Raw genomic sequence first — 23,117 nt, 5'->3', positions numbered from 1 at the left:
GCAATGCACGAAACGCAGCCGGGCACGCCTGTTGCGCCTCTACGGACCTCACTGATCCGCGCTGCTTTCGCGCTCGCAGTGATTGCCTGTGGGCTGTCCCTTCGCTGGTACGGCTTCCCGCTCGGCCTGCCTGCGTCCATCGTGAAGTACGGCGGCTCGCTGCTGTGGGCGACGATGGTGTTTCTGCTGGCAGGAGTCGTGCTGCCGCGGCTGACACGGAGCCAGCTCGCAGCCATCGCGATAGTGATCGCGGCAGTCGTCGAGTTCTCCCGCCTGATGCATACTCCCTGGCTCGATGCGTTCCGCCTCACCACCGCCGGCGCGTTGCTGCTCGGCCGCATCTTCTCGCTTTGGAATTTGCTGGCCTATGCGGTTGGGATTGCGTTTGGCATGTGGATCGATCGCGTTGCCATGCGCGGTGGGTGGGCAAAGGCGCCGTAGCGCCGTGCCTACGTCTCGTCATCGAATAGGCAAGACGTGGGCACGCTTCGCTTTGCCCACCCTACAAGACTGCCGTCGGAGCCTCACTCCGCCAGTTGAAACCGCTCGAAACGGTCGAGCTCCTCCTCGATTGCGCGCTTCAGCTCCTTGCGGCCCGCCGTCTTCCTGCCCTGCCCGACCCAGGTCCATTTCTGCATCAACAGCTTCTTGTTCTGCCGGTCGGTTTTGAGATCGAGCGCGGCGACGATCTCGTCTCCGACCAGCACGGGCAGCGCGAAATAGCCGAGCTTGCGCTTGGCTTTCGGCACATAAGCTTCGAACAGGTGGTTGTAGCCGAAGATGAGGTTGGTGCGCTTGCGCTGGATGATCAGGGGATCGAACGGCGAGAGGATGTGGACGAGATCGGGCGACACCTCATGCGGCTCAAGCGCTGCAGGCGAGGCCCAGTGCTCCTGCTTACCGGCGCCCTCGATCGCGACGGGCACGAGCTCGCCGCGGCGGACGCGCGAGGCGATCAGGCGCGCGACCGGCTTCTTGCTGGGCGCATCGAGATGGCAGACCGAATCGAGGCTGACCACGCCCTGCGAGCGCAACGCGCGGTCGAGCAGATAGGCCGTGATCTCGCTTGCCGGCGCCGGCTTCGGCAGCCTGTCCCAGCCGAAATGACGCGTCGTCAGCTCGTAGGTCTTGAGCATGCCCTGGCGCTCGCTGATGGTGACCGCCCCGGTATAGAAGGCGAGCTGCAGCGCCCGCTTCGAGGGCTTGCGGCTCTGCCACAGATGCTCCTTCTCGACGAGCACGTCGTCGTCGATGTCACGGATCGTCAGCGGCCCGCCGCGCAGCAGCCGCATCACCTTGCGCGTGTCGGCCGGCTTCACCGCGGCGAACCATTTGTGCCCCTCGCGGCGGTGCTCGCGCATGGCCGGCAGGAAGAAGCGGAAGTCGTCCGCCGGCACGTAAGAGAGCGCGTGCGTCCAGTACTCGAACACGGTCTTATCGATGCTCTGGGCCTGGCGCAGATCGGCGCGGCGATAGGACGGGATCCGGCTGAACAGGATGTGGTGATGGCAACGCTCGATGACGTTGATGGTGTCGATCTGCACATAGCCGAGATGGGCGACGGCGGCCGAGACGGCCTCTGCGCCTTCGCCAAACGGGGCGCGGTCGGTCAGCCGCTGGGCATGCAGCCAGATCTGCCGGGCCTGTTTCGTCGAGAGCGGAAGCGGTTTGGACGTGCGGGGCATTGCAGCGTGCAATGTAGCGGGATTCGCCGCGAGGCAAAGAAGCAGGGACGCGAAAAAGCCGCGCTGCCATCTGCTGCCAGCGCGGCCATGACGTGTGGGATCGGCGGAAGCCTACTTCTTCATCGCCATCGCCTTCTCGGCACTCATATAGTGCTTGCACGCTCCACGCATGTTGCCCTTGCTCATGTCGGAATTGGCCGCGGCCATCGACTTCCTCGCCGCGATCTTGGCGGGCGTGTCTTCGCCGCCCATGCCGGCAACGAGCTTTGCCATGTTTGCACTGGTGCACGCCATCTTGGCGGCGGATGCGGGGGACAGAGCAAGTGCGGCGAATGCCGTCGCGAGCAACAGGGTCTTCATCAAGTTCTCTCCTCGAGTAGGCAGCCGGCCTGATGCCGGCCAACGCACCGCCATTCTTCAGCCACAAGTTTGCAGGGAAAAGACAATTTCGTTGCTGCGCTGCAGTGATACCCGCTTTTCAGCGTGCGGCTTTTGGGCGCTCCCCGACGCTGCCGGTGGCGACCTCCGGGTCGCAGATGGCCTTGCCACGTCCTTCTGCCTGGCAGCGATAGACACTGCCGGTGAGGCGATCGACCAGCCAGACGTTCTCGTCGGTCGGCCCTTCGAGCCCGACATAGCGGGAGGTCAGCCCGGTGATCAGGGTCGACAGCAGGATGGCCACCGCGATCATCGCCGCACCGATATAGATGGGCATTGCGTTCAGGGTCACTGTCCGATCCGGCGGGCCGCTGCGATGGAATTGATAGTCGCGCTGATAGTCACTTGGCCTCGGCACAGGACGGAACTCGGCTCCCCTCGCGTCAAATTATCGAATGATTGAAGTGTGTTAGGCGGACATCTGGACGAATTCTTGTTCGCGGGCGGGCGGTGAGGCGACGCCTTTGCGACGTTCGGGTTTCCCGGAACCCAGTACGGCCGGCTCTAAGCAAACTGTGAATGATCGAACCGGAGCACAGTGCCCTCGGCTCGCCGCTTCCAATGTGACCAAGATCACATCAGAGCCGTTGAACCTGCCCTACGCTCGCAGCATCAAATCGCCATCAGGCGTAACAGCGAGGATACCACCATGACCCATTTCAATAAGTCTTTTGGACTGACGGCGATCACCCTGACAGCCGTCCTGTCGATGACGGCCGGCCTTGCGCTGGCTGGCGACAACAACATCTCCGCCGGCCAGATCGTCGATGCGCTGAAGCCGAAGCCGGCGACCCGCGGCCTGTCCGTTGGCCCCCAGACCGATACGACCGTGCAGGCCAAGGAGGCGACCTTCCTGAACACCGTGCGCAACCGCTCGACCCGGTCGCTCTCGACAGGCGAGCGCGAGCAGATCGCCGAGCTCGCTGCCACCAAGCCGAAGATCGATCTGGAGATCCAGTTCGACTACAACTCGGCCGACATCGCCAAGACCTCGATGGCCTCGGTGCAGGCGCTCGGCAAGGCGCTGTCCGATCCGGCGCTGAAGGGCTCGACCTTCGTGGTCGCCGGCCACACCGACGCGACCGGTGGCGAAGCATACAATCAAGGTCTCTCCGAACGGCGCGCCGACACCATCAAGAAGTACCTGATGCAGAATTACGGCCTCAACGGCAACGATCTCGTCACCGTCGGCTACGGCGAGACCAAGCTGAAGGATGCCGCCAACGGCACTGACGCCATGAACCGCCGGGTCCAGGTCGTGAACATGGACACCAAGACCGCAGCGAAATGATGCGACGAGCGCCTCCGCCTGCTGCCCTGCGGCAGGCGGAGCGCGATCACAGTTTGGTTTAATTAGACCGGTGCGGGTGTCGCGAGAGCCTCCCGGACGAGCCGCGCGAGCTCGGCCTTGCGGTAGGGCTTTTCCAGTATCAGGGCGCCCTGCCTGACGTGGCCGTTCGCCGCCAGCGTTTCGAGAGCGTAACCCGATGTCAGCAGCACGCGCAGCTCGGGCCTTTCCTTGCGTGCAAGCCCTGCAAGCTCCCAGCCATTGACGCCGCCAGGCATCACGACGTCGGTGAACAGCAGGTCGATGTGCAACGGCGCCGCGAGCGTCTGCAAGGCCTCTTTGCCGTCGACCGCGGACACCACCTTGTAGCCCAGGCTCGCCAGGCTCATGACCGCGTAGGATCGGACGAATGGATCGTCCTCGACCACCAAGACGGTCTCGGAGCCGCTCTGTGTTGCCTCCTTCTCGACCGCAAGCGGCACGTCCTGCGTCTTCGCGAGCACGGCTGGAAGATAGATCCGTACGGTCGTCCCGAGGCCCGGCTCGCTGTAGATCGTGATATGGCCGTTGGATTGCTTGACGAAGCCATAGACCATGCTGAGTCCAAGCCCACTCCCCTTGCCGACCTCCTTGGTGGTGAAGAACGGCTCGAACGCGCGTTCGAGGACCCGCTTCGGCATGCCGGAACCCGTGTCGGTCACGGCGATCACGATATACTCGCCCGGCCCGACCTCGGGATGCGCGTTGTGATCGCCGGCATCCAGCGATGCATTCGCGGCCGAGATGGTCAGGCGTCCGCCTGACCCCATTGCATCCTGCGCGTTCAGCACGAGGTTGAGGATCGCCGATTCGAGCTGCGCGGGATCGGCAAAGGCGTGCCGGAGCGCGGGATCGGTGTGCGTGGCGATCTCGATGTCCTCGCGCAACGTTCGACGCAGCAGCTTGTGCATGGAATCGAGGAGCTTGTCGCATTCCGTCTCGACCGGCCGCAGCAATTGCTTGCGGCTGAAGGCGAGCAGCCGCTGCGTCAGCTCGGCGCCGCGCTCGCCGGCGCTACAGATATCGTCGGCAAGCCGCTTCAGGTCCGCGCGCGACAGCAATTGCTCGGCCAGGTATTCGGCGTTGCCGACGATCACGGTGAGAAGATTGTTGAAGTCGTGGGCGATGCCGCCGGACAGCTGGCCGACCGCCTCCATCTTCTGCGCCTGGATGAGCTGAGCCTCGGTGCGCTTGCGGTCGCTCAGATCGTGGATCATGCCGACGAAGATCGACGAGCCGCCCTGCTTGGCCTCCCCGACCGACAATTCCATCGGGAAGGTCGTGCCGTCCTTGCGCCGACCGACGACCTCGCGGCCGATGCCGATGATCTTCTTGTCGCCGGTCGTGACGAAATTGCGGATGTATCCGTCGTGCTCGGAACGGTAGGGGTCCGGCATCAACATCTTGACGTTCTTCCCGAGAACCTCGTCGGCCTCGTACTTGAACAGTCTTTCGCAGGCGGGATTGAATTGCAGGACGGTGCCGGCGGAATCGATCAGAATCACGCCGTCGACGGCAGTGTCGACGACCGCACGCAGCCGTGCCGCACTCTCGCGCAGCTCGCGCTCGACCCGCTCACGCTCCGTGAGGTCGTGGACGATGCCGACGAAGATCGATTCGCCCGACGCCTGCCTGGTCTCGCCCACCGACAGGTGCATCGGGAAGGTCGAGCCGTCCTTGCGCTGTCCCACCACCTCGCGGCCGATACCGATGATCTTGCGCTCGCCGGTGAGGTGGTAGTTTTGAAGGTATTCGTCATGGGCGTCGCGGTAGGGTGGCGGCATCAGGAGCTTGACGTTCCGGCCGATGACCTCGCTCGCGCAATAACCGAACAGCTTCTCGCAGGCCGGATTGAATATCAGGATGCCGCCGCGGGCGTCGATCAGGATCACCCCGTCGACGGCGGTATCGACCACGGCACGCAGCCAGTCCGCGTTGGAATGATCCGGACCGACAATGCCATCCCCCATGCCCACCCCGCCGCGTCTCCAATTCCGGCAATGACGGCCAGTGCACACGCGCCGATTGATTCATGCAAGCCAAATCTACTCGGCTATGCACGCCCGCGGGCACTAGATCCAGCTTTGGAACAGCATCAGCCGGTTGAAGCCCCCCATCGAGGTGCCGACGAAGGCCGCGGAAATCGGCAGCATCACCGCAAAGCCGGCCGCCGCGACGCCGACATAAGCCCACAACAGCCAGCGCGGCAGACCCTCGCGGCGCAGCACATAGACCAGTGCCAGGGACGCCGCGGTCGCGGCCGGCAGATAGTAATAGATGAAGCCCAGCGTGCGCGGCAGCAACGCCCAGGCGAGCCAGGGACCGAAATAGAATGTGGCGATCAGGAATGCATCCCAGCGCCGCGCCACGATGAAATCGCGCAGCACCATGGCGAGTGCAGGCAGAGCCGGCCACAGCACGAGCGGATTGCCGAGGAAGACGATCGCGGCGATGTGGTCCTCCGCGGTCTTGTCGAACAGGAACCAGACCGGGCGCGCGAGCAGCGGCCAGGACGGCCATGCGCTCATATAGGTGTGGCCGGCGATGGCCGTCGTGGTGTTGTCGGCAAAGATCCGCCGCTGCGCCTCGATCAAGTCCGGCAGCGATAACCCGTAGAGCGGAACGAAGGCGGCAAGATAAGCCAATGCCGGCAGGACGGCGAAGCAGAGCGCGACATGATGCAGCTTCAGGCCGGGCCAAAGCTCCGGCCGATACCAGTCGTCCGGCTTCGCGTCGGCGAACAGCGTATGCCAGCCCTGCATCAGGCGGATCACCGCAACAATGACGATGCAGACGCCGAGCGGGAACAGGCCGCTCCATTTACACGCGGCCGCAAGGCCGAACAGGCTGCCCGCCACCGCGAACAGCGCTTGCGGCCGCTCTCTGCGAAACCCATGCATGAAGGCGGCGGTGGCGAGCAGGCCGAAGCCGAGCGCAAAGACATCGAGCATCGCGATGCGCGCCTGGACGTACAGCATCTGGTTGAAGGCTGCGATCAGCGCGGCGGCGATCGCCGGCCCCTGCGCGGCGAACAATGCGAGTCCGCACAGATAGATCGCGACGATCGCGAGCGCGCCGAACAAGGTCGCGGGATAACGCCATCCAAGCGCGTTGTCGCCGAACGTTGCGATCGATGCCGCGATCATCTCCTTGGCCAGCGGCGGATGCATCGGATTGAGCATCGGCTGCGACATCGCGGGCGTCAGCATCTGGCGCGCCGCCGGCACGTAATGCACCTCATCGAACACGAATTTTTCCGGCATGACGACGCCGATCAACAGCGCCAGATGCGCGATCAGGAAGATCGCGACAGCAATCACTGCACTCCGCGACACCTCAGGAACCGCAGGCAATTCGCGCATCTTTTCTGGGGCTGTCTTGCGTGGCAAATTGGCTTCACCGCGGAGAAAAATAAACTGCTTCCCGTCATTGAACGCATTCTGCCGCAACTGTCACTAAGCATGACGCAGGTCCTGCGCCGCTTGTGATAATTCCGCCACATCAGAAGCGCGCGCGATCCGGTACGATCAGGGACACATCGATCGGTTGCGAAATGAATTTGCGTTTTTGCCTTTTCTCCACACTGCTCACGGCCGCAATCTGTGCGGCATCCGGCGCCGAAGCGCAGACGCGCGTCGGCCAGGCTGTCGTCATTCAGAACGAAGTGGTGCGCGTCGCCGCGACCACGACGCCGATCAATGTCGGCGACAGCATGCTGCGCGACGAGACCGTGCGAACCGGCGCCGACAGCGCGGCGCGTTTCGTGATGGCCGACAGCACCAATCTATCACTGGGGCCGAGCGCCACGCTGAAGCTCGACCGCACCGTCTTCAACGACGAGCACAGCTATCGTGACGTCGCGATCCGCATGACCACCGGCGCCTTCCGCTTCGTCACCGGACGCTCCGACAAGGCCGCCTACAAGATCACAACACCGCTCGCCACCATCGGCGTGCGCGGCACCACGCTCGACATTCTCTCGCAGCGCGGGCGCTCCGTCGTTGTGCTTCAGGACGGCGCGGCCAGCGTGTGCACGAGGAGCGCCCAGTGCGTGCAACTCACCCAGCCCGGCGACACCGCCATCATCACCTCGACTGGCGGCAAGGTGAGCATCACAAAGAGCAACACGCCGCCCTGGACCTTCGCCGCCAATTGCGCCGCGAGCGCCGGGTTGTGCGCAGTCAACCAGTATGCCGGCGCCTCGCCGACCATCACGCCTGCCGTCGAGGACGACGCCATGCTGTGCGGGCGCTGACGATGGCGAAATTCACCGTTCGGCGCCTCATCCTTGCCGCTGCGCTGGCCGCATCTGCGGCGTTTGCGCTCGTCACGTTCGATGCCCGCCCGGCGGCTGCACAGGCCTCGGAGTGCGGGTCCGAGTGCGGTGAACCAGAGCCCACTCCGTCCCCAACCTATTCGGCGTCGCCATATCCGTCCCCGACCTATTCCCCGTCGCCGAATCCCTCGCCCACGCCGACCCCCTCCCCATCGCCCAGCCCCTATCCGTCGCCTTCACCGAGCCCGGCTCCGTCGCCGTCGGGACCGACGGGCGCGGATTCCAGCGGCAATTCGATCGGCGGCCTTGCCAATCAGCGCTTCAATCAGATGATCACCAACCGGGTGCTCGGCACCGTGCTGCTCGGCGTCAACGAGCAGATCAATTGCGGCGACTGCATCAGCGCGTTCGGCTCGGCCGGCTCGTTCGCGGCCGGCATCCACGGCCGCAAGCAGCTGACCAACAATCTGTCGCTGCTCGCCGGCATTGCCTACACGCATTACAACGAGGGCGGCTACAAGATCACGAGCGCACCGATCGGCGCTTTCGCGCTGCGCTACGACTTCACCGACTGGGGCTCGTCGCGCCCGTTCTTCGACGTCGGCGCGATCCTGACGCCATGGGAGAAGGCGCGCTACACGCGCAGCTACGACACCAGCCTTGGGCCGGTGAGCGTGACGAGCTCGACCAACGCGTCCAACTACGCCGTTTACGGCCGCGCCGGCTGGATGAGCCGCCTCTCGCCGCGCGACGAGGTCGCGGCCTCGATCGAGGTCTGGCAGCTCTGGCAACGCGTCTCCGGCTATCGCGACAGCGCGGTGGCGTTCAATCCGTTCGACGCCAGCATCGCTGATGGCACCGACCGCACCAGCCTCGTCAAGATCGGCGGCCAGTGGACGCATCTGTTCGGCAGCAGCATCGAGACCAACATCAATGGCGGCTGGGTGCAGTCCTTCGCCAGCCACAGCGGCATCGTCGCCACAGTGACCGGCCAGGGCACGGTGGTGCCGACCATGGGCAACCAGGGCTGGTTCGAATATGGCGGCCGCCTCGGCTTCCGCGTGCAGAAGGGCTGGATCGTGGACCTCTTCGCCAACGGCACGCTTGGCCCGCAGCCGGTCGGCAACACGATCCATGGCGGCGTGGGGCTGCGGATTAATTATTAGCCGGCGAGAATCCCGCCTCACATTCCGCTGTCATGCCCCGGCTTGACCGGGGCATCCAGTACGCCGCGGCCCATCGGTTTAATCACTGCCGTCTCGGAGTACTGGATCGCCCGGTCAAGCCGGGCGATGACAGTGAGTATGTGGCGAGAGCGACCCGCCCTCACGCCGCCGACTTGCCCTCGAACGCGCGCCGCAGCACCTCGACGTCCAGCTTGACCATCTTCATCATCGCCTGCATCGCGCGCGCGGCTGCGGCCTTGTCCGGGCTCGACAGGAACTCGAACATCACCTTTGGCACGATCTGCCAGGCCACGCCCCAGCGATCTCTCAGCCAGCCGCACTGCTCCGCCTTGCCGCCATGGGCGAGGAACGCGTTCCAGACACTGTCGACCTCTGCCTGGTCGTCGCAATGAATCATCAGCGAAATGGCGTGGGTGTATTCCATCTTCATGCCGCCATTGAGCGCGACCAGCTTCTGTCCGGCCACGGTGAACTCGACGACGAGCACGGAGCCTTCCTTGCCGGAGGGGCCGTCCGAAACGTTGCGCTGAACGTGTGTGATCGCCGAATTCGGGACCAGCGAGACGTAGAATTTTGCAGCGTCCTCGGCATCGCCGTTGAACCACATGCAGGGCACGAGCTTGGACATGGTGAATGCTCCTCTTGAGGTCTGCTGTTTCGGCTCAGGCGTTCGCCAGGTCGGGCTGCAGAGGGGCGGCGGAAAGATCCATCCAGTTCACGCCCCACATGTGGCCGTCCGGATCCTCGAAGCTGCGGCCGTACATGAAGCTGTATTCGTCCTTGGGGCCGGGATCGGCCATCCCGCCTGCAGCTGCGGCCCTGGCGACGATATCGTCGACATCGCTGCGGCTGTCCGCGGACAGGCAGAACAACGCTTGGTTCGAGGTCCTGGCGTCCGCGATCGGCTTCGGCGTGAACTGGCGGAATTTGTCGTGGGTCAGCAGCATGGCGAAGATGGTCTCGGAAAAGACCATGCAGCTCGCGGTCTCGTCGCTGAATTGCGGGTTCTTGACCGCGCCGACCGCCTCATAGAAGGCAGTCGCGCGCTTGAGGTCGGTCACCGGCAGGTTGACGAAGATCATCTTGGGCATCGGAAGCTCCTTGGCGGGGTTCTGGCCAAGGACGGATGGCCAGGCCGCCATCCGACATCACTTCCGACAAATTTTTCGGCCCCCGACTGCGGGGCCTTACTTCTTCTCGTTGGGATCCCGGTGCACCGGGTCGATCCACAGCACGGTCTCGGGCTTCTCGACCGGTTCGATGTCGAGGTTGATGGCCACCGCCTCGCCGTCGCTGCGCACCAGCACGCATTCCAGCACCTCGTCGGGGCTGGCGTTGATCTCCTGGTGCGGCACGTAGGGCGGGACGAAAATGAAGTCGCCGGGGCCGGCTTCCGCGGTGAATTGCAGGCTCTCGCCCCAGCGCATGCGCGCCTTGCCCTTCACGACATAGATGACGCTTTCGAGATGGCCGTGGTGATGCGCGCCGGTCTTGGCATCCGGCTTGATGCTGACGGTGCCCGCCCACAATTTCTGGGCGCCGACGCGGGCGAAATTGATCGCGGCCGCACGGTCCATGCCCGCTGTCGACGGCACGTTGGTATCGAGCTGATTGCCGGGAATGACGCGCACGCCGTCATGTTTCCAGCGGTCATCATGATGATGACCATGGTCACGGTGGGAATGCGAATGGTCATGGCCGGTCATGGGACTTGCTTTCTGTTGGTTCCGTGCGCGGCAAACTAACCCAAAGCCGCAGCCGCAAGCCATACCAAAATCGGAACCCTCGTAGCCATCAGGCGTTGTCATTCCAAGCAGATCGAAAGGAGATTTTCATGGGCAGCACGACCGACAAGATCAAGGGCACCGCCAACGAGGCGATCGGCAAGGCCAAGCAGGGCGTCGGGCAAGCCACCGGATCCGATCGCATGAAGGGCGAGGGCGTGGTGCAGGAAGTGAAGGGCAAGGGCCAGCAGGCCATGGGCGATGCCAAGGACGCCGCGAAGGACGCGATGGATCGCGCCGCCGCTGCGGCTCGCCGCGCGGCGGAGTGACGCGCGTAAGATTGAAAATGAAAAGACCGGCCACAAGGCCGGTATTTTTGCTTGTATCGATTTCATCCGTCATGGCCGGGCTTGACCCGGCCATCCACGTCTTGACCGCGCGGCACGAAGATCGTGGATGCCCGGGACGAGCCCGGGCGTGACGACGTCAGTTATTTCACCGCGAGCAATTCCACGTCGAACATCAGCGTCGCATTCGGCGGTATCACGCCGCCGGCACCGCGGGCGCCGTAGCCGAGCTGCGGCGGGATGATCAGCGTGCGCTTGCCGCCGACCTTCATCGAGGCAACGCCCTCGTCCCAGCCGGCGATGACGCGGCCCTTGCCGATCGGAAACTCGAACGGCTCCTTGCGATCGACGGAGCTGTCGAATTTCTTGCCCTTCTGGCCGTTCTCATAGAGCCAGCCGGTGTAGTGCATCACGCAGATCTGGCCGGGCTGCGGCGAGGCGCCGGTGCCGACGGTGGAGTCGATGATCTGCAAGCCTGAAGCTGTGGTCATGGTCTTTCCTGCGGTCTGGGCCGAGGCCGTTGTGGAAACGAAATGCGACACGTTGGCGATCACGGTGATCGCGAGTGCCGACATCAGGGCGAGGAGCGCGCGCTGGAAACGCTGCATAAAACACCTTCCGTTTGAGGCGGGAGGTGTCTAACCCAAGGCGGTCGCCGTTTCCACCCCCTTTAGAGCTCGATATCTTCGAGCCGGACCGGCAGCTTGCGGATGCGCTGGCCGGTGGCGTGATAGATCGCGTTGCAGATCGCCGCATTGGTGCCGACATTGCCAAGCTCGCCGAGGCCCTTTGCGCCCACCGGGTTGATGTGATCGTCCTGCTCGGAAAGCATGATCACCTCGACGCCGGGCACATCGGCATTCACGGGCACGAGGTAATCGGCAAGATTGTCGTTGACGTAGCGCGCATTACGCTCGTCGATCTCGGTGGCCTCGAGCAGCGCCGAGGACATGCCCCAGATCAGGCCGCCCATGAGCTGGCTGCGCGCGGTGCGCGGATTCATGATCCTGCCTGCCGCGAACGCGCCGACCAGGCGGGGGCAGCGGATCTCGTGCGTGAAGCGATTGATGCGGACCTCGACGAACTCGGCGCCGAAGGCATAGGCGATCTGGTCGTTCATTTGATGGCCACCGATCAGCCGGACCTGCCCATTGTGCATGGCGCGGAAGGAATCCAGCGGCGCGCCCTCCGGCTTCCACTCGCCATATTCTTCGACCACGCCGACGCCGAGCGCATCGAACGCCTTCTCGATGTCGAGCGAGCGATCGCCCTTGGCGGCCTGGGTCGAGGGAGCCGGGCTGATGCCGACGGTCTCCTTGGCCTTGTCGGCAAGGCTGTCGCTGGGCATCAGCGCTTTGAACAGGCGCTGTCGGATCTGATCGCACACCATCATCACGGCCGAGCAGGTGCTGGCGGTGGAATTGGAGCCGCCGGCAACCGGCGCAGGCGGTAGGTCGCTGTCGCCCATGAAGACCGCGACCTTCTCCAATGGCACGCCGAGCCGCTCGGCAGCAGTCTGGGCGATGACGGTGTAGGCGCCGGTCCCGATCTCATGGCCGGCGATCTCGACGCGCGTGCGGCCGTCGCGCTGCAGGCGCACGCGCGCGGCGGACGGCGCCATCAGCGTCGGATAGCACGTGGCGGCGCAACCGTAGCCGATCAACCAGTCGCCGTCGGATATCGATTTCGGCTGTGGCGAGCGCTGCGACCAGCCGAACGCCTTGGCGGCTTCGTCGAAGCACGCCATGAGCGGCCGCGACGTGTAGGGCTTCCCATCAATCGGATCCCTGGTGGCGTCGTTGATACGGCGAAGCTCGACCGGATCCATGTTCAGCTTCACGGCGAGCTCGTCCAGCGCGCTCTCCAGCGCGAACAGATACGGCACCTCCGGGGGCGAGCGCATGAAGCCCGGCGTGTTGCGATCGGCACGCACGATCGAGACCAGGCTGTCCACATTCGGGCAGGCATAGAGCCGCGTCGTGGTCTTGGTGCCGCCGACGCAATAGGCGTCGGGGCGCGAGGAGACTTCGGCCCCCTCATGCCTCAAGGCGATCAGCCTGCCGTCGCGGCTCGCACCAAGCTTGATCTCGTGACGGGTCTCGGCGCGATGAGTGGTAATGGTGAAGCCCTGGTCGCGGGTCGGGACCAGCTTAATCGGACGGTTCAGGCGCCTGGCCATGGCGGCGATGATGGCGGTGCGCGGCGTCATCGAACCTCGCGAGCCGAATCCGCCGCCGACATAGGGATTGACCACGCGCACCTTGTCGGCGTCGATGCCGAGCTGCTCTGCCACGCCGTTCTTCAGGCCATGGACATACTGGCTGCCCTCGTAGATGACGAGATTGTCGCCCATCCAGGTGCAGCTGGTCGTGAACAGCTCCAGCGGATTGTGATGCTGCGTCGGCGTCTCGTAGGAGGCGGTCAGCTTGACCTCGGCCGCGTCGAACGCCTTGGCGAAATCCCCGACCTTCGGGTCTTCCTTGAACTGCGAGTTTTGTCCTTTCGCGGCGGCTGTCGTCGTCCCCTGCGAATCGAAAGTCGCGCTGGGCGTAGCAGCGCTATAGCTGACCTTGACGCGGTTGGCCGCTTCGCGCGCTGCCTCGTAACTCTCCGCCACCACCACGGCGATGATCTGGCCGTCATGGGCGATCTCGGCCGATTTCAACGGCTGGATCGTGGTGCCGGCATAGCCGCCATTGCTGTACAGTTTCGACTCCTTCAGCTTCGGGGCGTTCTCGTGCGTGACGATGTCGATCACGCCCCGGACGCGCTTGGCATCGTCGAGGTCGAAGCGGTCGATCCGGCCCTTGGCGATGGCGCTGGTGACCAGGAATGCGTAGGCCGGATTGTCCAGCGGCATGTCCGAGGCATAGGTCGCCCGCCCCGTCACCTTGGCGGCCGCATCATAGCGCGGCACGGGCTGCCCCATATTCGTCCTCGGCCCGGGAGCTGCAGCGGTCATGGTCAGATCTCCATCGTTACGGCCTGCTGGAGCGCGCGTGCCACGACACGCTTGCCGAGCGCGATCTTGAAGCTGTTGTGCCGGCGCCCGCGGGCGTCTGCGAAAGCGGCATCGGCGACGCGCTGTGCCAGAGCTTCGTCGAACCTCTGTCCCTTCAACAGCGCCTCGGCCTCACGCGCCCGCCACGGCACAGTGGCGACGCCGCCAAGCGCGACGCGGGCGTCCCGGATCGCGCCGTCCTGGACGTCGAGCGCGATCGCGGCTGACGACAGCGCGAATTCGTAGGATTGCCGGTCGCGGGCCTTCAAATACACCGAGCGTGGCCAGCGGCCGGAAATCGAGAACGCCGAGATCAGCTCGCCGGGCTGAAGCGCAGTCTCGATGTCCGGCGTGCTGCCTGGTGCCCTGTGAAGCTGCGCAAACGGCATGCTGCGCGTACCGGCCTTGCCGGTGATCTCGACCATGGCATCGAGCGCGATCAGCGCCTGCGCGAAATCGCCAGGATACGTCGCGATGCACTGATCGGAGGTCCCGAGCACCGCATGAATGCGATTGACGCCGTCCATTGCGGCACAGCCGGAGCCGGGATTGCGCTTGTTGCAGTTCTCATAGGAGACATCGCGGAAGTAGTTGCAGCGCGTCCGCTGCATCACGTTGCCGCCGAGCGTTGCCATGTTGCGCAGCTGGGCGCTGGCAGCGAGCTTGAGCGAATCCGCGATCACGGGATAGCTGCGCTGGATCTCGGCGTGCGCGGCGACCTCGGACATCTTGGCGAGCGCGCCGAGGCGCAAGCCGTCGCCGCCTGGCGCGATCGCCGACCAGGCGTGGGCCAGCGGACTGATATCGACGATCGCGGTGGGCCTCATCACGTCGAGCTTCATCAGATCGATCAGCGTGGTGCCCCCGGCAAGCGGCTGCGCCGCCGCCTTCGTCAGCGGATCGTTGGCGGCCGCGGCGGTGCCGAGCGCCTGCACGGCCATGTCGGGGTCTGATGCCCTTTGATACGAAAACGGTCGCATGCGCCTAGCCTTTCATAATCTCGGGCGCGGCCTGCTTCACGGCAGCGACGATATTGGGATAGGCGGCACAGCGGCAGATGTTGCCGCTCATGTATTCGCGGATGTCGGCGTCGCTGCCGGCATGGCCCTCCTTCACGCACGCGATCGCCGACATGATCTGACCGGGCGTGCAATAGCCGCACTGGAACGCATCGTTGTCGATGAAGGCCTGCTGCATCGGATGCAGGCGGTCGTCGGTGGCGAGGCCCTCGATGGTCGTGATCTCCTGCCCTTCGGCGGCGAGGGCCAGCGTCAGGCACGACACCACGCGGCGATCGTCGATCAGCACCGTGCAGGCGCCGCACTGGCCGTGGTCGCAGCCCTTCTTGCTGCCGGTGAGCTTGAGATGTTCGCGTAAGGCATCGAGCACCGTGGTGCGCGCATCGATGCTCAGGCGCTTGTCCTTGCCGTTGACGCGCAGCGTGACCTCGACGGGAAGCGACGGATCCTGCGTGGCCGGCGACCGGGCATCCTCCGACGCCGCGCGCGCCGTGATCGGGATCAGCGCGCTGCCCGCCGCCCCGGCTATGAAGGCGCGCCGGTCGAATCCGGATGATCTGGAACCTGGTTTGTCGGGCATGGCAGGCCTCCGCCGCTGATCTGCAAAGCAGCGCACGCCTGCACCGCTCATCGCCCCTTAACCTGGAGCAATGGGCGCAGTTCCGGATGAGAGAAGAGCGGCGCAGCAAATGCCGCGCCGCCCTTCGTCAACTTTTCCTGATCTCGCGTGGGGAACTGCGCCGGCGATCAATAACCCAGCGCGCAGCCGTCCTTGCGCGGATCGGAGCCGCCGGTGAGCGTGCCCTTGTCCCAATCGATCCAGATCGCCTGGGCACCGCCGAGCGGGCCGACCACGCTGGTGGTCTTGTGGCCGAGCTTCTTCAGGCCCTCGACGACGGCCGCCGGCACGCTGTCCTCGAGCTGATACTGGCCCTCGTAGTGCAGGCCGCGCGGCATGTCGATCGCCTCCTGCACGTCGCAGCCGTAGTCGAGGATGTTGGTCAGGAGATGAGTCTGGCCCGTCGGCTGGTACTGGCCGCCCATGACCGCGAACGACATCGTGGAACGGCCGCCCTTGGTGAGCAGGCCCGGCATGATCGTGTGCAGCGGGCGCTTGCCGCCTTCGATGCAATTGGGATGGCCCGGCTGGATGCGGAAGCCGCCGGCGCGGTTCTGGAACAGGACACCGGTCTTGTTCGAGACGATCGCCGAGCCGAAGGAATGCGCAACCGAATTGATGAACGAGCAGACGTTGCGGTCCTTGTCCACGACCGTGATGTAGATGGTCGAGGGATTCATCGGCGGCGCGACGTTCGGCAGGTCGAGCATGCCGTCCAGGCCGATCTTGCTGATGTACTCGTCGGCAAAGCCCTTCTCGAGCATCTCGGCGACGTTGATCTTCATGTGCTCGGGAGAGGCGACATGCATCTCGCGGTTCATGTAGGCGATGCGTGCCGCTTCCGCTTCGAGATGGAAGCGCTCGACGCTCACGGGCGCGTACTTGGTCAGATCGAACCGCGACAGGATGTTGAGCATCAACAGCGCGGTGACGCCCGGGCCGTTCGGCGGGCACTGCCAGACGTCATAGCCCTTGTACATGGTGCCGATCGGCGTGGTCACTTCGGTCGTGTGCGCGGCGAAATCGTCGAGCGTGTGCAGGCCCCCGATGCCCCTGAGGGTCTCGACCATGTCCTCCGCGATCTCGCCCTTGTAGAACGCGTCGCGGCCGTCCCTGGCGATCGCGCGCAGCGTCTTGCCGAGCTCGGCCTGGCGAATGACGTCGCCGGCGACCGGCGGCTGGCCGCCCGGCAACAAATAGCGCACGGTGTTGGTACCGTTCTTCAGCTTCTCGAACTGGTTCTTCCAATCGAAGGCAATGCGGGGCGCGACGACGTAGCCCTCCTCGGCCGCCTTGATCGCGGGCTGGAGCAGCCGGTCGAAACCGAACTTGCCGTGATCGCGCAAGACGGTCGCGAAGGCATCGATCACGCCAGGGATCGAGACCGCATGCGCCGAGGTGAGCGGCACGGAATTGATCTTGCGTTCGAGATACCAGTCGGCATTCGCCGCCTTTGGCGCGCGGCCGGAGCCGTTATAGGCGACGATCTTGCCCTCGCCCCGCGGCTGGATCAGCGCAAAGCAATCACCGCCGATGCCGGTCGATTGCGGCTCGATCACGCCGAGCAGGGCCGAGCCGGCAACCGCCGCGTCCACCGCGGTGCCGCCCTCGCGCAGCACCTCGATCGCGGCGAGCGAGGCCTGCGGATGCGAGGTCGCCACCATCGCGTTGGTGGCGTGGACCGTGGACCTGCCGGGGAAATGGAAGTTTCTCATCGAATGTCTTGCTCTCTTGGCCGTCGGCGCGGTTGGCGCCATCTCGAAAACCGCGTCTACATGACACATTCCCGCCCCGTGGGGCAATGCTGGCATACCAGGAAAATGGCTGCTATCCGCTGGGCGTATGAACCTTTTGCAGGCTCTTGCGGTGCGGGTTTTCCGGGCGCGAGCCGCCTGCTAAACGAGCGTCCATGACGTCGAGCAATACGCCTTACAAGGTCTGCGCCTTCTATCAATTCGTCGCCCTCCCGGATTACCGCGAGCTGCGCGAGCCGCTGCGCGCCTGCTGCGCCGGCCTTGGGCTGAAGGGCAGCGTGTTGCTGGCGCAGGAGGGCATCAACGGCACGGTCGCCGGCGCACCGGAGGCGATCGACGCCTTCGCTCATGAGCTCGCACGCGGCGACATGTTCGGCGGCAGGCTCGACAATCTCGAATTGAAATTCTCCGCCGCGGAGGCGATGCCGTTCGGACGGCTGAAGGTGCGGCTGAAGAAGGAGATCGTCACCCTGGGCGATGCGGCCGCCGATCCGACGCGTCAGGTCGGCACCTATGTCGATCCGCACGAATGGAACGCGCTGATCGCAGCACCCGATACCCTCGTGCTCGATACCCGCAACGCCTTCGAGGTCGCGATGGGCACGTTCGAGGGCGCGCTCGATCCCGGCATCAAGAGCTTCGGCCAGTTCAAGGACTTTGCCGCCGAGCAGCTCGATCCGGCACGGCACCGCAGGATCGCGATGTTCTGCACCGGCGGCATCCGCTGCGAGAAGGCGAGCGCGCATCTGCTCGCGCGCGGCTTTGGCGAGGTCTATCACCTCAAGGGCGGCATCCTGAGATATCTGGAAGACGTGCCGGAGGCGGAGAGCCGCTGGCGCGGCGAATGCTTCGTGTTCGACGAGCGCGTGGCGCTCGGCCACGGCTTGCGCGAGCGAAACAAGGACGTAACGCGTGACGAATGAGATCAAGACGCTGAGCGAGCGCATCGACACGCTGGAGACGCGCCTCGCCTATCAGGACGATACGATCGAGACGTTGAACCAGACCATCACCGCGCAGTGGAAGCAGATCGACAGGCTGACGCGGCAGATCACGGAGCTCAATGCTCGGCTGCAGGACGCCGAGGCAAATGCGCCAGGGCCTGTCAACGAGCCTCCGCCGCACTATTGAACGGTGTTACTGGCCGGACGCCTTGGGCAGCAGATCCATGACCTGGCCGGACATTGCCAGGCGGTTGCGGCCTGCGGCCTTGGCGGCATAGAGCGCCCGGTCGGCAGCTTCGACCAGCGCAGCGACCCCCGCGGTTCGTTCGAACGCCGGCCGGCAGGCTGCGCCGCCAAGCGAAGCGGTGACGCATCCAGCCGCCTCATTGCTGCCATGCGCGAGGCCGGCCTCGTGAATGGCGTTGCGGATCCGTTCGCCGATCCGGGCGCAGCCGGCGGCATCGATGTTCGGCAGCAGCATGGCGAATTCCTCACCGCCGTAACGCGCCGCCAGATCGCCGGCGCGCTGCGCTTCGGCCGCGATGATCTTGGCGATCAGGCGCAGGCAGGCATCGCCCGCGGGATGGCCATATTCGTCGTTGTAGGCCTTGAAGTGGTCGACATCGATCATCAGCAAAGCAAGGCTTGAGCGGTCGCGATAGGCACGCGCCCATTCCTCCTTCAGGCGCTCGTCGAAGCGGCGGCGATTGGCAAGGCCGGTGAGGCTGTCCTCGATCGCCAGCGTCTCGAGCCTGGTTTCCAGCCTCTTGTGCTCGGTGATGTCGCGGGAGATCGCGACCACGCCATCGACCTGGCCATTGTCCTTGCGCGTCACCCGCATGGTCGATTCGAGCCAGATCTCGCCGTTCTGCCGATGCGAGTTGCGGTAGGTGAGACGCGCCTCCTCCTTCTCACCGCGCTTCATCGCGTCGACGATCGCCTGGACTTTCGGCAGGTCCTCCGGATTGATACCCGCAAGAGCCGGCGTGCCGATCAGTTGATTGGGGCGCCAGCCGACGATGCGGACCGACGAGGGCGAGACATAACGCAGTCGCTCATCGAGGCCGATCCGCGTCACCATGTCGCTGGAGCCTTCGGCGAGCAGGCGGAAATGCGCCTCCGTCTCGGTCAGCGCGACGGCCATGCGCTGGCCGCGCTGCAACTGCCGCACCAGCACGCCGCCGATGACTGCGATCAGCATCACCAGCGCGAGCACGTAGAGCATGCGGGAGATCGCCGCCGCGCGCCACGGCGCGAGCAGCTCGTCCTTGTCGACGGTGGCGAGCAGGAGGAGCGGGAACCGACCGCTGCGATTGAAGAAGCTGACGCGTTCGGCACCGTCCAGCGGCGAGGTGAAATGATGGGCGCCGCTCGGCCGTTGCAGGCTCGGCTCGCGGAACAACGGCTTGTCGGCGACGCTGCGCCCGACGAATGTCTCGTTGCTGGGATTGCGCGCGACGATCAGTCCGTCGCCATGCGCCAATGACACGGAGCTGTTGCGGCCGATCTCGAACTGCTTGTAGAAGTGCGACAGATAGTTCGAGCTGATGGTCGCGAGCACCACGCCGCCGAAGCTGCCGTCCTGCTTGCTGAAGCGGCGTGACAGGGTGACGACCCATTCGCCGTCCAGCAGGCTCTTCACGGGACGGCCGACATGGGCCTCGCGCTTCGGCGAGAGCTGGTGATGTCGGAAGAAGGCATCGTCGCTGAAGGTCGTGCCGATCGTACCGGGTGAGGTCAGCCAGTTGCCTTGATCGTCGATGATGGCGAGGCTGTGAATGCGCGCGATCGCCTTCTTGCGCACATCCAGCAAGGTGCGCAGCTTCGCGATCGTGACCGGTGCGGTGCCGTCCATCTCCAACCGGCTGACCACGCCGACGACACCGGAATCCAGGAGATCGAGGCTGTCTTCGGCATGCTGGGTCAGCGAACGGGCTACGTTCGCCATCTCCATCTCGGCGTCCTTAAGCACCGCATCGCGAGCCGTCCATTCACGCCAACCGCTGACGCCGAGGATGGTCGCGCAGGTCAGCGCGACGAAAGCCGCCGCGCGCAGCGGCAGGCGGCTCCATCCGGCTCGTTGGGTAGCGCTCATGTGGCAGGGTTCTCCGATCGTTCGGAAACCTCTGCCGCTTCTGTTATTTAATTCTGAAATTGCTACCGGACTACGCGGCGGTTTCCGCCCTTTCCAGTAGTCTTACGGACACGGCGATCGGTGCATCGCTAACAAGACATTAGCGGGCCGATCGGAATCCGGCGCCCGTCGCCGCTAGCTGAAGATGGCCTTAACTTTGGCCCAGAGCGAGGGATGCTCGGCATCGGCGTCGGCCTTCGAGGGCGTCGGCTGCGCCGCGCTCACGGGATCGGACGCTGGGAACGTGTCCCTCAGCCCGTCGTCGAGCTTGGACTGCCGATCGGCAGCGAGCGCCTCGCGCAGGTCCTCGGCGTGCTTGTCGTGCGGCGCGGGATTGAATGTCTCAGCCATGATCTCCTCCATTGGCTGGTCAACGCGGCCCGATCATCCAGGTTCCCCTGTTCCGCTGCGGGCCGCGGCGGTGTATCAGGAAGCACAACCTGCTTCAGGACCATTCGTGCCCCAGTCTTCGACGAAACGCTTCATCGACGTCCTCTCCGGCCAGCGCCAGACCGTCCCGCCCATGTGGATGATGCGCCAGGCCGGGCGCTACCTGCCGGAATATCGCGAGGTGCGCGCCAAGGCGGGCGGCTTCCTCGATCTCTGCTTCAACCCGGAGCTTGCCGCCGAGGTGACGCTGCAGCCGATCCGAAGGTTCGGTTTCGATGCGGCGATCATCTTCTCCGACATCCTGGTGATCCCCTATGCGCTCGGACGTGAGGTGCGGTTCGAGGCCGGCGAGGGCCCGCGGCTCGAGCCGCTCGACGATCCGGCCAAGGTGGCGACGCTGGCGCCGCGCGCCGATTTCGGCAAGCTCAAGCCGGTGTTCGACGCGTTGAAGATCGTGCGCGGCGCGCTCGATCCCAGGACCGCGCTGATCGGCTTCTGCGGCGCACCGTGGACGGTGGCGACCTACATGGTCGCAGGCCACGGCACGCCGGACCAGGCGCCGGCCCGGATGATGGCCTACCGCCATCCGGAAGCTTTTTCGCAGATCATCGACGTCCTGGTCGACAACTCTATTCAGTATCTGCTGGCACAGCTCGCCGCCGGGGCCGACGCGTTGCAGATCTTCGACACCTGGGCCGGCGTGCTGCCGCCGACCGAGTTCGCGCGCTGGTCGGTCGAGCCGACGCGGCGCATCGTCGAGGGCGTAAGGGCCAAGGTGCCGGACGCGAAGATCATCGGCTTCCCGCGGGGCGCCGGCGCGCTGCTGCCTGCCTATGTCGAGGCAACCGGCGTCAACGCGGTCAGCATCGACTGGACCGCGGAGCCTGCCTTCATCCGCGAGCGGGTGCAGAGCAGGGTCGCGGTGCAGGGCAATCTCGATCCGCTGGTGCTGATCACGGGCGGCGCGGCGCTCGACCGCTCGGTCGACGACGTGCTGGCCAATTTTGCCGCCGGACGGCTGATCTTCAACCTCGGGCACGGCATCCAGCCAGAAACGCCGATCGCTCATGTCGAGCAGATGATCCGGCGCGTGCGCGGCTGATTTGTTTCGCCGCTTCGGGCGCGGCAAAACAAAGTTACGAAAACAACCCCATGCACAGTAGCCAAGTCATTGAAAAGCTTGGACTGGCGTGACTCGCCTGTGTGTTTTGACTCGTCGGGCAAAACAGGCGCAGAATGGCATCATCGCAGATCGTGATTTCGGCAGCCTTACCGCGGCCGGCTGCGCTCGATGATATCAGCCGCACCCTTGGACAGCAGATCCAATCCCACCGCCCGGCCGAGCTCGCGCGGACGATTGGCGGGCCCGGTGCGCGAGGCCTCGATGATGGTGTTGCCGGAGAGGTCGAGCACCGATGCGGTGAGCGACATCCGATCGCCCGTGATGGTCGAAAAGCCCGCCACCGGTGAATTGCAATGGCCGTTCAGCACCCACAGCACCTCGCGCTCGGCGTCGGCGGAGGCGTGCGCAGCGGCGTCGTCGATCGACGACAGGATCTGCCGCGTCCGCCAGTCCTGCGCGGCGCATTCGACCGCGACGATGCCCTGCCCTGCCGCAGGGAGCATCTCCGCCGCGGTGAACTCGTAAGCGATGCGATAGGAAAGTCCGACGCGGTCGAGGCCCGAGCGCGCCATGATCAGCGCATCCGCGGGACCAACAGCGCCGCCATCCGGCAGGCGCTGCTTCTCGCCGTTGTCGAGCTTGCGCACGCGCGTGTCGGCGGCACCGCGGAAGTGGATCACCTCGACATCGGGGAACAGCCGCCGTGCATAGGCTGCGCGGCGGACCGCGTTGGTGCCGATTTTGAAACCCTTGCCGCGGGACTGCCGCAGCGCCTCCAGCGTCACACCCTCGCGCAGCACCAAGGCATCGCTGGGCGGATCGCGCGACAGCGTGGCACCGATGACGAGGCCGGGCGTGTCCTCGTTGCCCGGCATGTCCTTGAGCGAATGCATGGCCGCCTGCAGCTCGCCTGAGATTACGGCCGCGCGGATCTGTGCCACGAAAGCGCCGCCCTTGCCGCCATGCGGCAACAGCTTGCTGGTCTGGTCGAGATCGCCCGTCGTATCGAACTTGACGATCTCGACGTCGAGACCGGGCACTGCAGCGGTCAGGCGGCGCGCAATCTCTTCCGTCTGTGCCAGCGCCATGGCGCTCTTGCGTGTGCCGATCCGAAATCGAGTAGCCAAGTCGAACGTCCTTTCAGGGCGA

Annotated in this window: 24 protein-coding genes; 8 read left to right on the top strand and 16 right to left on the bottom strand. The window is 65.0% G+C overall.

What is annotated here, in order from left to right; all coding sequences use genetic code 11:
* Positions 1–3: 3 nt before the first annotated feature.
* The gene (locus I6F37_RS14570; protein ID WP_225151709.1) at positions 4–441 is read left to right on the top strand and encodes a DUF2809 domain-containing protein; all 438 of its coding nucleotides are present in this window, start codon (positions 4–6) and stop codon (positions 439–441) included.
* 83 nt (positions 442–524) lie between these two features.
* On the opposite strand, the gene I6F37_RS14565 is transcribed toward I6F37_RS14570, so the two are convergent.
* From I6F37_RS14565 to I6F37_RS14555, 3 genes are all read right to left on the bottom strand, one after another.
* The gene (locus I6F37_RS14565; RefSeq protein WP_225151708.1) at positions 525–1,685 is read right to left on the bottom strand and encodes a winged helix-turn-helix domain-containing protein; all 1,161 of its coding nucleotides are present in this window, start codon (positions 1,683–1,685) and stop codon (positions 525–527) included.
* Positions 1,686–1,796: 111 nt separating this feature from the next.
* Positions 1,797–2,045: a hypothetical protein gene (locus tag I6F37_RS14560; protein ID WP_036035285.1), complete on the bottom strand. Its 249-nt coding sequence runs from the start codon at positions 2,043–2,045 to the stop codon at positions 1,797–1,799.
* Between the two features lie 118 nt (positions 2,046–2,163).
* A complete protein-coding gene (locus I6F37_RS14555) occupies positions 2,164–2,400 on the bottom strand; it encodes a hypothetical protein (protein WP_225148779.1) in 237 nt (78 codons plus the stop codon).
* Positions 2,401–2,772: 372 nt separating this feature from the next.
* Here I6F37_RS14555 and I6F37_RS14550 point away from each other — a divergent pair, with 372 nt between their 5' ends.
* On the top strand, positions 2,773–3,414 hold the full coding sequence (locus I6F37_RS14550) for an OmpA family protein (RefSeq protein ID WP_036013891.1): 642 nt from the start codon (positions 2,773–2,775) through the stop codon (positions 3,412–3,414).
* Between the two features lie 62 nt (positions 3,415–3,476).
* On the opposite strand, the gene I6F37_RS14545 is transcribed toward I6F37_RS14550, so the two are convergent.
* Positions 3,477–5,420 (bottom strand): PAS domain-containing sensor histidine kinase, encoded by a 1,944-nt coding sequence (locus tag I6F37_RS14545; protein ID WP_225151706.1) that lies wholly within the window; start codon positions 5,418–5,420, stop codon positions 3,477–3,479.
* Positions 5,421–5,522: 102 nt separating this feature from the next.
* Positions 5,523–6,812: a glycosyltransferase family 39 protein gene (locus tag I6F37_RS14540; protein WP_225151704.1), complete on the bottom strand. Its 1,290-nt coding sequence runs from the start codon at positions 6,810–6,812 to the stop codon at positions 5,523–5,525.
* Between the two features lie 191 nt (positions 6,813–7,003).
* Between I6F37_RS14540 and I6F37_RS14535 the strand changes: the two genes are divergently transcribed.
* Complete coding sequence (locus I6F37_RS14535) at positions 7,004–7,705, top strand: FecR domain-containing protein (RefSeq protein WP_192893324.1); 702 nt, start codon at positions 7,004–7,006, stop codon at positions 7,703–7,705.
* A 2-nt stretch (positions 7,706–7,707) separates the two neighbouring features.
* The gene (locus I6F37_RS14530) at positions 7,708–8,892 is read left to right on the top strand and encodes a hypothetical protein (protein ID WP_225151702.1); all 1,185 of its coding nucleotides are present in this window, start codon (positions 7,708–7,710) and stop codon (positions 8,890–8,892) included.
* A gap of 160 nt (positions 8,893–9,052) precedes the next feature.
* Here the strand turns inward: I6F37_RS14530 and I6F37_RS14525 are convergent, their stop codons facing one another.
* The 3 genes from I6F37_RS14525 to I6F37_RS14515 form a co-directional block, all read right to left on the bottom strand.
* On the bottom strand, positions 9,053–9,541 hold the full coding sequence (locus I6F37_RS14525; protein WP_225136298.1) for a VOC family protein: 489 nt from the start codon (positions 9,539–9,541) through the stop codon (positions 9,053–9,055).
* Positions 9,542–9,575: 34 nt separating this feature from the next.
* Positions 9,576–10,004 carry a VOC family protein gene (locus tag I6F37_RS14520; protein WP_225151699.1) on the bottom strand — a complete coding sequence of 143 codons (429 nt, stop codon included), beginning with the start codon at positions 10,002–10,004 and terminating at the stop codon, positions 9,576–9,578.
* Between the two features lie 96 nt (positions 10,005–10,100).
* The gene (locus I6F37_RS14515) at positions 10,101–10,619 is read right to left on the bottom strand and encodes a cupin domain-containing protein (RefSeq protein ID WP_225151697.1); all 519 of its coding nucleotides are present in this window, start codon (positions 10,617–10,619) and stop codon (positions 10,101–10,103) included.
* Between the two features lie 128 nt (positions 10,620–10,747).
* Between I6F37_RS14515 and I6F37_RS14510 the strand changes: the two genes are divergently transcribed.
* Positions 10,748–10,966 (top strand): CsbD family protein, encoded by a 219-nt coding sequence (locus I6F37_RS14510; RefSeq protein WP_225151695.1) that lies wholly within the window; start codon positions 10,748–10,750, stop codon positions 10,964–10,966.
* Between the two features lie 161 nt (positions 10,967–11,127).
* On the opposite strand, the gene I6F37_RS14505 is transcribed toward I6F37_RS14510, so the two are convergent.
* The 5 genes from I6F37_RS14505 to ggt all read right to left on the bottom strand — a co-directional run bounded on the left by I6F37_RS14505 (position 11,128) and on the right by ggt (position 17,338).
* Positions 11,128–11,592, bottom strand: a complete 465-nt coding sequence (locus I6F37_RS14505; protein WP_036024769.1) for an FKBP-type peptidyl-prolyl cis-trans isomerase — start codon at positions 11,590–11,592, stop codon at positions 11,128–11,130.
* 62 nt (positions 11,593–11,654) lie between these two features.
* The gene (locus I6F37_RS14500; protein WP_225151693.1) at positions 11,655–13,946 is read right to left on the bottom strand and encodes a xanthine dehydrogenase family protein molybdopterin-binding subunit; all 2,292 of its coding nucleotides are present in this window, start codon (positions 13,944–13,946) and stop codon (positions 11,655–11,657) included.
* A gap of 2 nt (positions 13,947–13,948) precedes the next feature.
* Positions 13,949–14,965, bottom strand: a complete 1,017-nt coding sequence (locus tag I6F37_RS14495; RefSeq protein ID WP_225151690.1) for a xanthine dehydrogenase family protein subunit M — start codon at positions 14,963–14,965, stop codon at positions 13,949–13,951.
* Positions 14,966–14,969: 4 nt separating this feature from the next.
* Positions 14,970–15,584, bottom strand: a complete 615-nt coding sequence (locus I6F37_RS14490; RefSeq protein ID WP_225151689.1) for a (2Fe-2S)-binding protein — start codon at positions 15,582–15,584, stop codon at positions 14,970–14,972.
* Positions 15,585–15,751: 167 nt separating this feature from the next.
* Entirely contained in the window at positions 15,752–17,338 is a 1,587-nt protein-coding gene (ggt, locus tag I6F37_RS14485; protein WP_225151688.1) for a gamma-glutamyltransferase, read from the bottom strand.
* A gap of 194 nt (positions 17,339–17,532) precedes the next feature.
* On the opposite strand from ggt, the gene I6F37_RS14480 reads away from it, so the two are divergent.
* Both I6F37_RS14480 and I6F37_RS14475 read left to right on the top strand, forming a co-directional pair.
* Positions 17,533–18,300 (top strand): rhodanese-related sulfurtransferase, encoded by a 768-nt coding sequence (locus I6F37_RS14480; RefSeq protein WP_225151687.1) that lies wholly within the window; start codon positions 17,533–17,535, stop codon positions 18,298–18,300.
* Positions 18,290–18,508, top strand: a complete 219-nt coding sequence (locus I6F37_RS14475; protein ID WP_036013906.1) for a SlyX family protein — start codon at positions 18,290–18,292, stop codon at positions 18,506–18,508. The genes I6F37_RS14480 and I6F37_RS14475 overlap by 11 nt, the downstream gene beginning before the upstream one ends.
* Before the next feature lie 6 nt (positions 18,509–18,514).
* Here the strand turns inward: I6F37_RS14475 and I6F37_RS14470 are convergent, their stop codons facing one another.
* Together I6F37_RS14470 and I6F37_RS14465 are read right to left on the bottom strand one after the other, a co-directional pair.
* The gene (locus tag I6F37_RS14470; protein WP_225151686.1) at positions 18,515–20,416 is read right to left on the bottom strand and encodes a diguanylate cyclase; all 1,902 of its coding nucleotides are present in this window, start codon (positions 20,414–20,416) and stop codon (positions 18,515–18,517) included.
* Between the two features lie 174 nt (positions 20,417–20,590).
* The gene (locus I6F37_RS14465) at positions 20,591–20,806 is read right to left on the bottom strand and encodes a hypothetical protein (RefSeq protein ID WP_036035323.1); all 216 of its coding nucleotides are present in this window, start codon (positions 20,804–20,806) and stop codon (positions 20,591–20,593) included.
* A 106-nt stretch (positions 20,807–20,912) separates the two neighbouring features.
* Here I6F37_RS14465 and hemE point away from each other — a divergent pair, with 106 nt between their 5' ends.
* A complete protein-coding gene (gene hemE, locus I6F37_RS14460; RefSeq protein WP_225151685.1) occupies positions 20,913–21,947 on the top strand; it encodes a uroporphyrinogen decarboxylase in 1,035 nt (344 codons plus the stop codon).
* Between the two features lie 167 nt (positions 21,948–22,114).
* On the opposite strand, the gene hemC is transcribed toward hemE, so the two are convergent.
* On the bottom strand, positions 22,115–23,095 hold the full coding sequence (hemC, locus tag I6F37_RS14455) for a hydroxymethylbilane synthase (protein ID WP_225151684.1): 981 nt from the start codon (positions 23,093–23,095) through the stop codon (positions 22,115–22,117).
* Positions 23,096–23,117 lie beyond the last annotated feature (22 nt).

Origin of the sequence: Bradyrhizobium sp. NBAIM08 (assembly GCF_020193935.1) — a bacterium.
GTDB classification, from domain to species: Bacteria; Pseudomonadota; Alphaproteobacteria; order Rhizobiales; family Xanthobacteraceae; genus Bradyrhizobium; species Bradyrhizobium yuanmingense.
Note: the sequence above shows the minus strand (reverse complement) of the source record. Positions and strands in the feature narration are given on the sequence as shown.

Coding starts and splice junctions, on each gene's coding strand:
- I6F37_RS14525 (WP_225136298.1), bottom strand. CDS start 9,541: ATGTCCAAGCTCGTGCCCTGCATGTGGTTCAACGGCGATGCCGAGGAC.
- I6F37_RS14540 (WP_225151704.1), bottom strand. CDS start 6,812: ATGCGCGAATTGCCTGCGGTTCCTGAGGTGTCGCGGAGTGCAGTGATT.
- ggt (WP_225151688.1), bottom strand. CDS start 17,338: ATGAGAAACTTCCATTTCCCCGGCAGGTCCACGGTCCACGCCACCAAC.
- I6F37_RS14465 (WP_036035323.1), bottom strand. CDS start 20,806: ATGGCTGAGACATTCAATCCCGCGCCGCACGACAAGCACGCCGAGGAC.
- I6F37_RS14565 (WP_225151708.1), bottom strand. CDS start 1,685: ATGCCCCGCACGTCCAAACCGCTTCCGCTCTCGACGAAACAGGCCCGG.
- I6F37_RS14470 (WP_225151686.1), bottom strand. CDS start 20,416: ATGAGCGCTACCCAACGAGCCGGATGGAGCCGCCTGCCGCTGCGCGCG.
- I6F37_RS14550 (WP_036013891.1), top strand. CDS start 2,773: ATGACCCATTTCAATAAGTCTTTTGGACTGACGGCGATCACCCTGACA.
- I6F37_RS14510 (WP_225151695.1), top strand. CDS start 10,748: ATGGGCAGCACGACCGACAAGATCAAGGGCACCGCCAACGAGGCGATC.
- I6F37_RS14480 (WP_225151687.1), top strand. CDS start 17,533: ATGACGTCGAGCAATACGCCTTACAAGGTCTGCGCCTTCTATCAATTC.
- I6F37_RS14570 (WP_225151709.1), top strand. CDS start 4: ATGCACGAAACGCAGCCGGGCACGCCTGTTGCGCCTCTACGGACCTCA.
- I6F37_RS14545 (WP_225151706.1), bottom strand. CDS start 5,420: ATGGGGGATGGCATTGTCGGTCCGGATCATTCCAACGCGGACTGGCTG.
- I6F37_RS14495 (WP_225151690.1), bottom strand. CDS start 14,965: ATGCGACCGTTTTCGTATCAAAGGGCATCAGACCCCGACATGGCCGTG.
- I6F37_RS14530 (WP_225151702.1), top strand. CDS start 7,708: ATGGCGAAATTCACCGTTCGGCGCCTCATCCTTGCCGCTGCGCTGGCC.
- I6F37_RS14505 (WP_036024769.1), bottom strand. CDS start 11,592: ATGCAGCGTTTCCAGCGCGCGCTCCTCGCCCTGATGTCGGCACTCGCG.
- I6F37_RS14560 (WP_036035285.1), bottom strand. CDS start 2,045: ATGAAGACCCTGTTGCTCGCGACGGCATTCGCCGCACTTGCTCTGTCC.
- I6F37_RS14555 (WP_225148779.1), bottom strand. CDS start 2,400: ATGCCCATCTATATCGGTGCGGCGATGATCGCGGTGGCCATCCTGCTG.
- I6F37_RS14515 (WP_225151697.1), bottom strand. CDS start 10,619: ATGACCGGCCATGACCATTCGCATTCCCACCGTGACCATGGTCATCAT.
- I6F37_RS14490 (WP_225151689.1), bottom strand. CDS start 15,584: ATGCCCGACAAACCAGGTTCCAGATCATCCGGATTCGACCGGCGCGCC.
- I6F37_RS14535 (WP_192893324.1), top strand. CDS start 7,004: ATGAATTTGCGTTTTTGCCTTTTCTCCACACTGCTCACGGCCGCAATC.
- I6F37_RS14520 (WP_225151699.1), bottom strand. CDS start 10,004: ATGCCCAAGATGATCTTCGTCAACCTGCCGGTGACCGACCTCAAGCGC.
- I6F37_RS14500 (WP_225151693.1), bottom strand. CDS start 13,946: ATGACCGCTGCAGCTCCCGGGCCGAGGACGAATATGGGGCAGCCCGTG.